Origin of the sequence: Variovorax robiniae, from assembly GCF_037889955.1 — a bacterium.
GTDB classification, from domain to species: Bacteria; Pseudomonadota; Gammaproteobacteria; order Burkholderiales; family Burkholderiaceae_C; genus Variovorax; species Variovorax robiniae.
Genome location: NZ_JBBKZS010000055.1, coordinates 1 through 8,938, shown reverse-complemented (window position 1 = coordinate 8,938; position 8,938 = coordinate 1). Strand labels below are relative to the sequence as shown.

The following is an 8,938-nucleotide window of genomic DNA, read 5'->3' as shown; positions in this document are numbered from 1 at the left end:
CGAGGTCTTGGAGCGCATTGCGTTCCTGACTGATCTTGGCATCGATCGGCATCTGGGCGATCTCAATGACGTGCTGGTGCGCCGCTACGCTCGGCGCATGGCCGGACGGCCGCCGTCGGTCAGCGCTAGGATCAAGGAGCCGGCGCGCACGCTCGAGCTGAGTTGCTTCCTGCGCTACTGCTTGCTCACCGCGACCGATCAGATCATCTTCATGTTTCAGCGCCGCGTGGCTGACCTGTGGCGGCAATGCGCCGAAGGTGTTGCGGCGCTTGATTGGGCGCAGCAGTACCAGCAACTGCTTCAGCAGATCTCCGATCTCACAGCCGATGACGCCGTGCCGGATGCCGAGCTTCGTGCGAGCCTGCGCAATCTTGTTGCCGCCAGTCGTGCTCAGCGCCCGCCGAGTCGGGCATCGGTCATCCGGCAGCGACTCATCGACGCCATTGCCCCTGTGCGCTCGCTGCTCGCGGGCGTGAGTCGCCTGCCTTGGCAGGCCACCGGGGGACATCCAGTGCTCGATGCGTTGGACAGGCTGCGGGCCGCGTACGCCGGCGGCACCAGGCGACTTCCTGCCGAGGTCGCGGCGTTGCGCCTGGGGCCCGCCTGGCGCGAAGCCATTGCCGACCCTGACCGCGAGCGCGCCTTCAAGGCGATGGAGGTCGCCACCCTCCTCGCGCTACGCCGCGCGGTGCGCAATGGCTCGGTCTGGATCGAGCATTCACTGAGCTTCCGCGGCCGGGAGCAGCTGTTTCTTCCTGACGAGCGCTGGAATTCAGAAGCGCGGCGCCACTACGCCAGGCTGCAATTGCCAGCCAAAGCGAGCGAGTTCCTTGCGCCATTGCTCGAGCGCGTACGCGCCGGCGTCGAGGCAGTGGTGGCGGCCACGCGCACTGGTGATCTGCGCGTCGACGACGAGTTGCACCTGGCGGCATTGGCCGCCGATGCTGAGGATCCCGAGGTCACGCGACTTCGTGCCCAACTCGATCGGCGTATCGGCGAGGTGCAACTGCCCGAGGCCATCCTCGCTGTCGACGCCGAGGTGCGCTTCAGCTGGATCATGCTCGGACGCGAGCCAAGGACGGGCCAGGAACTGCTGATGACCTATGCCGGCATCCTGGCGCACGGCACCAGCCTCTCGGCGGCCGAGTGCGCGCGCATGATCCCGCAGTTGTCGGCCGCCAGCATCCGTCAGGCCATGCGCTGGGCCGGTGACGAGCGTCGACTGGCACAGGCTTGCCAAGCAGTCCTTGAATTCATGCAGCGCCACCCGATCGCCGCGACCTGGGGCCGGACCGATCTTGCCTCCTCGGACATGATGAGCCTGGAGACGAGTCGGCGTGTGTGGCAAGCACGTCAGGACCCAAGGCGTCAGACGGCATCCGTCGGTGTCTACAGTCACGTGCAGGACCGCTGGGGAATCTTCCACGCCCAGCCGATCGTGCTCAACGAAAGACAGGCTGGCGCCGCCATCGAGGGCGTCATTCGACAGGAGCGTATCGAGACGGCCCAACTCGCCGTGGATACGCACGGCTTCACCGACTTCGCGATGGGGCTGTCTCGACTATTGGGCTTCGACCTGTGCCCACGGCTGAAGGAGCTCAAGCAACGCCACCTGTTCTTGCCCAAGGACATGAAGGTCCCCGGCGAAATCGCCGCGGTGTGTCAGGCCAGCGTGGACACCGCTTTGATTGAAGCCCATTGGGACACTCTCGTGCACCTCGCCGCATCGGTGATGTCAGGCCATGCCAGCGCGATGACCGCATTGGCCAGATTCGGATCGGCCGCACGGGGAGACCCGATCTATGACGCAGGCGTCCAGTTGGGCAAGCTGCTGCGGACGGCGTTTCTGGCCGACTACTTCGTCAATGCTGGCTTTCGTCGCGAGCTGCGACGGGTCGTCAACCGCGGCGAGGCGGTCAACGCGCTCAAGCGCGCGATCTACACCGGCCGCGTCGCGCCGGCGCAAGCCCGGCGTGCCGACGAGATGCAGGCCGTTGCCGATGCGTTGAGCCTGTTGGCCAACATCGTGATGGCCTGGAACACGACGCAGATGCAGGCGGTGCTGGATCGGTGGGCCAATAGGCGTCAGATCGTGCCGCCGGCACTCACCGGGCGCATTGCGCCGACGCGGCTGGAGGCCATCAACCTGCGGGGCGTGTTCCGCTTCCCGGTCGAGCGCTATGCCGCGCAACTTCTACCGTCACAAACTGCAGGGAAAACAAGAGCCAGCGGCTGATATCAGCTCAGAGTTGGCGCGCCCTGGGAGGCCGTGAGAGGGGTAACAGAAACTCGTGAAACGACAACGACTTGCGAGCGGCACTCTTCGGAAACCCGCGCCAATCCTCAGCGCTCGAACCGTCACTTTTTGCACCGAAAACAAACGCACCCCTGTATGCGCGACATTCATGACCCAGGAGACCATGTCGAAGTAACCGACGAGCGCGCTGAGTTCGACCACCGTGCGCTGCCCGAATCGCGACTCGACGGCCGCATAGGTGGGCTGGCTTACGCCGTTGTTTTGCAGGAGTTCAAGCGTGAAGTCGAGCACGATCTGTTCATCTTCCGCCAGCGGCGTGGCGCGGCGGCCAAGACGCAGGCCCTCGATCGCATCGGCACTCACGCCGGCTTTGACCGCCAGCGTGCCGTGCAGCAGCCATTCGAATTGATTGCCGACGTGGCGCGCGACCGCGCAGGTCACCAGTTCGCGCAAGCGTGTATCGATCGCGCTGTCGAAGCGCAGGTATTCGCCGAGCGTACCGATGCGGTCCATCAGCGCGGGGCTCTGCAGCAGCGGGATGAACGGGCCCAACACAGCCTTGCGGGGACCGTCGATCAAGGATTGCGCAGCGGCGCGCTGCGCGTTTGTCATCGACTCCGCAGCCGGCATGGGCAGCCGCTCGGCCCAAGGCTGCGTGTGACCTTGCTCAATCATGTCAGAGGCTCCTGTTAACCATGTTTGAAACTGTGCAAGAAGGCTTGCGCGCCAGCCACACGGCGCTCCCCATCAGTGCCGCGGCGCCCACCGTCAATGCGATGAAAAGATCGCCGAAGCTCTCGGACTTGCCGCTCAGCATGGAGGACAACACAGGCCCGCCCATCTGTCCTACCGCGAAGGCGGCCGTCATGCGGCCGAGCATGCGCGTCGGGTCGCCAACACTGCTCGCCTTGGCTTCCTGCATGCCGGCCATCGTCGCCACCATGAACGTGCCGCCGACCAGCAGTGCAGCTGCAAGCACGGAAAGTGCCGAAAGATGCAGCACCGGCAACAGGCAGCCGAACGCCATCAGCACATGGCTGCCTGCCAGCACGCGCCGCCTCGGCACACCGCCCAGGGCCGCGCCGGCGAACACGGTCGACAGCGCCGCCGCGGCGCCGAACACGGGCCAAGCTGCGCCAAAGACCGCAGGATCGTCGACCACTGCGCGGGCGAGTACCGGCAAAAACGTCGCCGGCAGGATGTAGCCGAATCCGAGAACGCCATAGCTCACCACGAGCCCCCACGGGACGGACTCGGGCGAAGAGGTGGGCATTGCGGCAGAAGAACCGTCCGCTGCTGCCCCCTGCCCTGGCGCCTCGCGGGGCATCAACACCGCGACAAGCGCCAGCCCGACGAGCGCCAGTGCGCCGAGTTGAAGCCACAAGCGATCGGCCAAGACGCCGGCTACCCCCGCGCGCCAGCAATACAGCCCTGCAAGCGCGATGCCCGCGCCGACGCCCGCGTAGAGAACACCCGCGCCAGCCGGCCGATCAAGCCGCGCAAGCCAACCCAGGCACCAGACGCTGGTGCTCACCAGTGCCCACGCGCTCGCCACGCCGGCGACGAAGCGCAGCAGCAGCCAGATCGCGACAGACCCGCTCCAGCCCATCGCCGCCGTCGACAGCACGATCACCGCCAGCGAAGAAAGCCCGATGCGCTGCGGCGTGAGCGGTAGTCGCGCCGCTGTGAGCGCGCCCAGCAAATAGCCCGCGTAGTTCGCCGCCGCGAGCCAACCACCGGCGCCCACGTCGACGGTGCCGGCCCGGACCATCAGCGGCAGCATCGGCGTGAACGCAAAGCGGCCGATGCCCATGGCGATCGCCAACGCCAACATTCCGGCGGTGCACACTGCGACAGCGGTAGGCGGTCTGGACGCTGCGAAGGAGGGAATCGACATGGGTCGTCATTGGACGCAGAATGTGCAGCATCCACAAATGAATTATTCAGAACAACCATTCTTCGTATGAGAACGATCGACCTCGACTCGCTCGAAATTTTTCGCACGGTCGTGGCCGAGGGCGGCGTGATCCGTGCGGCGGACAAGCTCAATCGAGTGCAGTCGAACGTCACGACCCGTATCCAGCAACTCGAAGAGCGACTGGGCCACAAGCTCTTCCATCGGCACGGTCGCACGCTTGCACTTGCGCCTGCCGGGCACAAGCTCCTGCCTTATGCCGAGCGCCTGTTGCGTTTGGCCGACGAGGCGGAGAACGAATTGCGCGGTGATCTCCCGCTCGGCACCTTCAGGCTGGGCTCGCTCGAGAGCACGGCCGGCAGTCGGCTGGCGCCGGTGCTGTCGCGCTTCCACAAGCTTTATCCCAGGGTGGTTGTCGAGCTTGTCACTGGCACGTCCGGCGCATTGGTGAAACGGGTGAATGCCTTCGACATCGAAGCCGCCTTCGTGTCCGAACCATTCGCCGAGGCGGGGCTCGAAACGCTGCCCGTGTTCGAGGAAGAACTGGTGCTGGTCACCGCGCGCAGCGTGAACTCGGTGACCCGTCCCGTCGACCTTGCCGATGCGACGCTGATCGCGTTTGCACAGGGCTGTTCATACCGTCGCGTGCTCGAGCAATGGCTTGGCAAGGCCGGCGTTTCGCCATCTCGGTCGCTGGAGTTTTCTTCCTACCAGGCGATGATTGCCTGTGTCGCTGCTGGCACAGGGTTTGCGATCGTGCCGGTGTCCGTCCTCAAGGCGCTGCGCGCCACGACCGATGTACGCCAGCATTCGCTGCCCGAGCGCATGCGCGCGAATCGAACGCACCTGGTGTGGCAAGGCGCGCCGTCGGTGGCATTGGCCCGGCTGATCGAGATGCTTGGAAAGTCCTAGCCTGCCTCGGACAATGAAGGGCTACTTGCGCCGCGCCTCCTGCAGAGGCCGCCACATCACCTTGCCGCTGCCCCTCTTTGGCAATGCCATCGAGAGACTTCACGCTGCGCGGGATGTTCGAGCCCGCTATGTTCTCGCGGCGCCAGTCCGTGATGGGGTAAGCGTCCTTCAGATGCAGATCTACGGTCGTCCAAAGCTGGCCTTGCGTGACAACGACTTGAAGCCGACGACGTGTGCGCAGAGTGCCTGAGGCCCGATCCGGTTGATTGACCGATGGCTTCTTTGTGTTCACCGTGAAAGGGCGATTACTCCAGGCCGGCCTGCACCTGACCAGGTATCGCGGCGATGGACCAAGTGCCCGGGGTGGCTCCAGACGCAGTTGATAAAGGGGCGCGCAAGCGGTACCGGGGTCGATGGTCATGCCGACTCCTAGAAGCGGCCTTGACCGTCGCCAGTGTGATCATGCACCCAGCGAACAGCCTGTTGCTCGGCGTGCCGCAAGGCCTCCGTCGAAGACGCATAGGCATCGCTGTCCTGCGGCAATTCCACTTGCTGAACGCCTTCATTACCGCGGAGGTACAGCACCCGAGGTCGAAATGTTTCGTCGTCCACCCGGTATGCGGCGCACATGAAGTCATGCCCGCGATAGTGAAACGGCTGCGTCACGTATGGGTGCATGATTCATCCTTGCTAGGTCGCTTGGCAAACCGACTCGGCTGACACGCCAATTGCCGTTCTGGACGGCAAAGGATTCTTGCTGTGACTCAAAACGTCGCACTCGTCACTGGCCTCGAAGAAGGCCGTGTGGTGGCCGCCACCGATTCGATCGCGCGCTATCGGGGCAGCCATTTGCCGCAAGACCTTAACGGGCATCGCGTCTCCTTTGAAATTGGCGCGCGAGAAAAGTATCCGCCCTCGGCGCTCGGGGTTCAAGTCGTGAACAGCATTCACTGTGAGTAGTCCTCATGCGCTGCCGCTACTTGAAGTCGAAAAAGTCGGAGGCTTGCGGCGCCCAGTCGTACAGCCACGTTTCGCTGAGCGTCTCGGACCCGCCTCTCAAGAAAACACGGATCGTGATCGTCACATTTGGCTTGTCAGGCACGACATCGAACATGACGCGAGCACCACGAACCGATGCTAGCGGCCGAGCTGAAGTGATTTCCACGCGTCCGCTCGATGCGGTGATTACTGGCTCGACGTCCATCGATTTCCAATCGAGCAGCGGAAGCTTGCCCCAGGTGAAGTCCAGCACGAAGCGCTGAGAAAAGTACTTGCGTTTCTGCCCCACGATGCCTCCGATACCTATGCGGGTTGCGACACACCTGGCCATGGGAGGCTGGCGCGGAGGGTCCGCTCCCCAGAACAGCCTGTAAGCGAACAACGCCTCGCGGTGGGATTGCAACGCGTCCCTCGGATTCCAGAACGCAACGATGTTGTCGAAGGTCTCGTCGGCGGTCGGAATCTGCACGAGCATGACCGCTCCCTCCCCCCATGGGCTTTTCGGCTCGACCCATAAGGAGGGGCGTCGTTCGTAAAAGACGCCGTCATCCTGATAGTGGTCAAAATCACGGTCTCGCTGAAGCAGGCCGAATCCCTTGAGGTCCCTGTCAAAGAACGAGTTGACGCTCGTCACTGGCGGGTTGATGAGCGGACGCCAAATCCACTCGTCGTTGCCAGTGTGCAGGGCTAGCCCATCAGAGTCATGGATTTCCGGGCGCCAGTCAGTGGCCTTGCGACGGTCGTTTTCCCCGGACAGGAACATGCTCGTACACGGCGCGATGCCAACGCGCTCTATCGCAACCCGTGGATACAGCGCAAGGTCCACATCCATGACCAAGCTGTCCCCCGGGGTGATGGCAAAGCGGTAAGCCCCACAAACGCTTGGCGAATCAAGCAGCGCATGTACGACGACCGTCGATGCGCTTACGGCAGGCTGCTCAACGAAGAAATCTGTGAAGTCAGGGAACTCTTCCTCACGAGGCAATCCCGTGTTGATCGCGAGTCCACGCGCCGACAGGCCGTACTGTCCCTCTTTGCCCACAGCACGAAAATAGCTGGCGCCGAGAAAGGCAGCGACATCGCCTGCGAAGTTGTTGGAGGCGGCGTGAATGCGAAAGCCCGCGAATCCCAAGTCACGCGGCTGAGCATGACGTGCGAGCCCGCTGCTGCCGTAGTCGAACATGGCCGGGTCGTATGCGAGTTGCTGCGCCTGTCCCTGGGTGACCTCGAACATCCGCACGGCACGCCGGTAAAACAATCCCAGGTGAAACAGGCTGATTCGAAAATTCAGCAAACGGTCTCGCCACAACTCTCGCTCAGGCTTGAAGGTTATGGCTTGGTAGCTGTCCCAATCGAGCGCCGTAATCTCGGGCGGCAAGGATCGCCCATGCGGCGCGTAAGGCGCTTGTGCCAGTTCGCGCGCCCTCCCCTTGAGCCAAGCAAAGTCAAAGGATTGGGCGCGGCCAATGGTCTGCAGTCCTGCAGCGCGCGCGGCGTGCGAGAGCGCGCCGGTGCCGTGAATCGCCGATGCAGCAGCACAGCCTAGAAAGTGCCGTCTGAGCATGGACCTTGGCCCGTGCTGATTTCGTCGAGTGCCGTGCAGGCACTCTCACTAGAGTCTTGCGCGCTGGCCGCTTCCCTTCGAACAGTGACACGGAGTGCGCAGTGCAGATCGCAGTCTCCTGACAGGGCCGTTGGGTTTGCCATGGCGCAAGTTAGGTTCTCTTCTCAGGCGCCACCCGTAGGAGTTCAAAATTCGTGGGTGTCAGCGGGACGCCAAAGCGTCGCGACCAGATGTCTTTTGATATTGCGATGATCGCGAATCCATGCCAGAGCGCGCCCAAGGGGCTGCGGCCGCCCCCTCTCCCTCGGTGCTGGAGCGTGGTGGCTCCGGCGACGGCATGGGCACACGCATGGGACAACGCATCCAGCTGTCCAGCAGACGCATGACCCGATTCATCGGCCAGGTACTGGGCTTCGAGGCTGCAGGTCAGCGGCAGCCTGCAATGACGATCACCGACGTGGACGTCGCGCGCGTGCTGGAGGACGTGCTCGACGACTCGCGCACCGCTTACCCCGGCATGACCATCGTTCACGACGTCCCGGGAAGCTTGGGCATGCCGGCGGACGCAGACCGGTTGGCACAATTGTTTTCGATCTCATCAGCAACGCGCGGCTCCATGGCATTCCGGGCGAACCCGTTGCAGCGTCGCTGACGAACGCAAAGGCGCCGTCGAGCTGGAGGTGCGCAATCGCGCTGAGCCCGTTGATTGGAGGACTGACCGCGAGGCGACGGTGACAAGCTCATCGGACGATGACTGCCTGCGCTTTCAGGGTCTGGCCAGGCAGAAGTCAAAGAACGCATCCAGCTGCGTCGACTTGTCAAAGAAGGCGTCTGCGCCGGCTTCAATGCACGCGTTGCGGGTTTCCTCGTTGACGTAGTTGGTGAGAACAACCACGCGCTGACCAACGAATCTCCCGTTGCACCACCGCACAACTTCCAACCCGGTCCCCTCCTTGAGGAAGAAGTCGACGACGACCAGATCCCACTTGCCCTTGTGTCCAGCCAGCCATTCAATCGCCTCCTGAGCGGATTCCGCGGTGGCCATTACGCTTGCCGAGCCGAGTTCTGCCAATGCCGGGATGAGGTTCTCCCGGATCTTGAGGTTGTCTTCCACCAGAAAAACAGCGAGTGACATGGATTGAATTCGCAGGTCGTGACCGCAAGATGGACTTAACGCAAGGCCCCGAACGACACCCAAACTCCCCCACCCATCGACACGTAAATTCCTCCACCCCAGCCATCGAGCTGTGAGGGTGTAGGCGGCGCCGGCATTGGCCGGAGTCACCTGCGG

At 63.4% G+C, this 8,938-nt stretch carries 9 protein-coding genes and 1 pseudogene; 5 read left to right on the top strand and 5 right to left on the bottom strand.

Annotated features, from left to right (window positions below; translation table 11 throughout):
- Positions 1-2,236: Tn3 family transposase (locus WKW79_RS36350; protein ID WP_340340086.1), on the top strand; the 2,236-nt coding region annotated here is incomplete at its 5' end.
- Here WKW79_RS36350 and WKW79_RS36345 read toward each other — a convergent pair.
- Positions 2,201-2,932: a carboxymuconolactone decarboxylase family protein gene (locus WKW79_RS36345; RefSeq protein ID WP_340340085.1), complete on the bottom strand. Its 732-nt coding sequence runs from the start codon at positions 2,930-2,932 to the stop codon at positions 2,201-2,203. The genes WKW79_RS36350 and WKW79_RS36345 overlap by 36 nt on opposite strands.
- Before the next feature lies 1 nt (position 2,933).
- On the bottom strand, positions 2,934-4,091 hold the full coding sequence (locus WKW79_RS36340; protein ID WP_340340084.1) for a YbfB/YjiJ family MFS transporter: 1,158 nt from the start codon (positions 4,089-4,091) through the stop codon (positions 2,934-2,936).
- A 72-nt stretch (positions 4,092-4,163) separates the two neighbouring features.
- Here WKW79_RS36340 and WKW79_RS36335 point away from each other — a divergent pair, with 72 nt between their 5' ends.
- A complete protein-coding gene (locus WKW79_RS36335) occupies positions 4,164-5,084 on the top strand; it encodes a LysR family transcriptional regulator (protein WP_340340083.1) in 921 nt (306 codons plus the stop codon).
- Positions 5,085-5,513: 429 nt separating this feature from the next.
- On the opposite strand, the gene WKW79_RS36330 is transcribed toward WKW79_RS36335, so the two are convergent.
- Complete coding sequence (locus WKW79_RS36330) at positions 5,514-5,762, bottom strand: MBL fold metallo-hydrolase (RefSeq protein WP_340340082.1); 249 nt, start codon at positions 5,760-5,762, stop codon at positions 5,514-5,516.
- Positions 5,763-5,843: 81 nt separating this feature from the next.
- On the opposite strand from WKW79_RS36330, the gene WKW79_RS36325 reads away from it, so the two are divergent.
- The gene (locus tag WKW79_RS36325; RefSeq protein WP_340340081.1) at positions 5,844-6,044 is read left to right on the top strand and encodes a hypothetical protein; all 201 of its coding nucleotides are present in this window, start codon (positions 5,844-5,846) and stop codon (positions 6,042-6,044) included.
- A 16-nt stretch (positions 6,045-6,060) separates the two neighbouring features.
- Here WKW79_RS36325 and WKW79_RS36320 read toward each other — a convergent pair whose 3' ends face one another.
- A complete protein-coding gene (locus WKW79_RS36320; protein ID WP_340340080.1) occupies positions 6,061-7,647 on the bottom strand; it encodes an OpgD/OpgG family glucan biosynthesis protein in 1,587 nt (528 codons plus the stop codon).
- A 382-nt stretch (positions 7,648-8,029) separates the two neighbouring features.
- Here WKW79_RS36320 and WKW79_RS36315 point away from each other — a divergent pair, with 382 nt between their 5' ends.
- Positions 8,030-8,299: an ATP-binding protein gene (locus tag WKW79_RS36315; RefSeq protein ID WP_340340079.1), complete on the top strand. Its 270-nt coding sequence runs from the start codon at positions 8,030-8,032 to the stop codon at positions 8,297-8,299.
- A 7-nt stretch (positions 8,300-8,306) separates the two neighbouring features.
- Positions 8,307-8,372 (top strand): annotated as a pseudogene (locus WKW79_RS37190) (hypothetical protein); the annotation flags it as partial.
- 41 nt (positions 8,373-8,413) lie between these two features.
- Here WKW79_RS37190 and WKW79_RS36310 read toward each other — a convergent pair.
- Positions 8,414-8,938, bottom strand: a 525-nt coding sequence (locus WKW79_RS36310) for a response regulator (RefSeq protein ID WP_340340078.1), incomplete at its 5' end; no start/stop codon positions are given.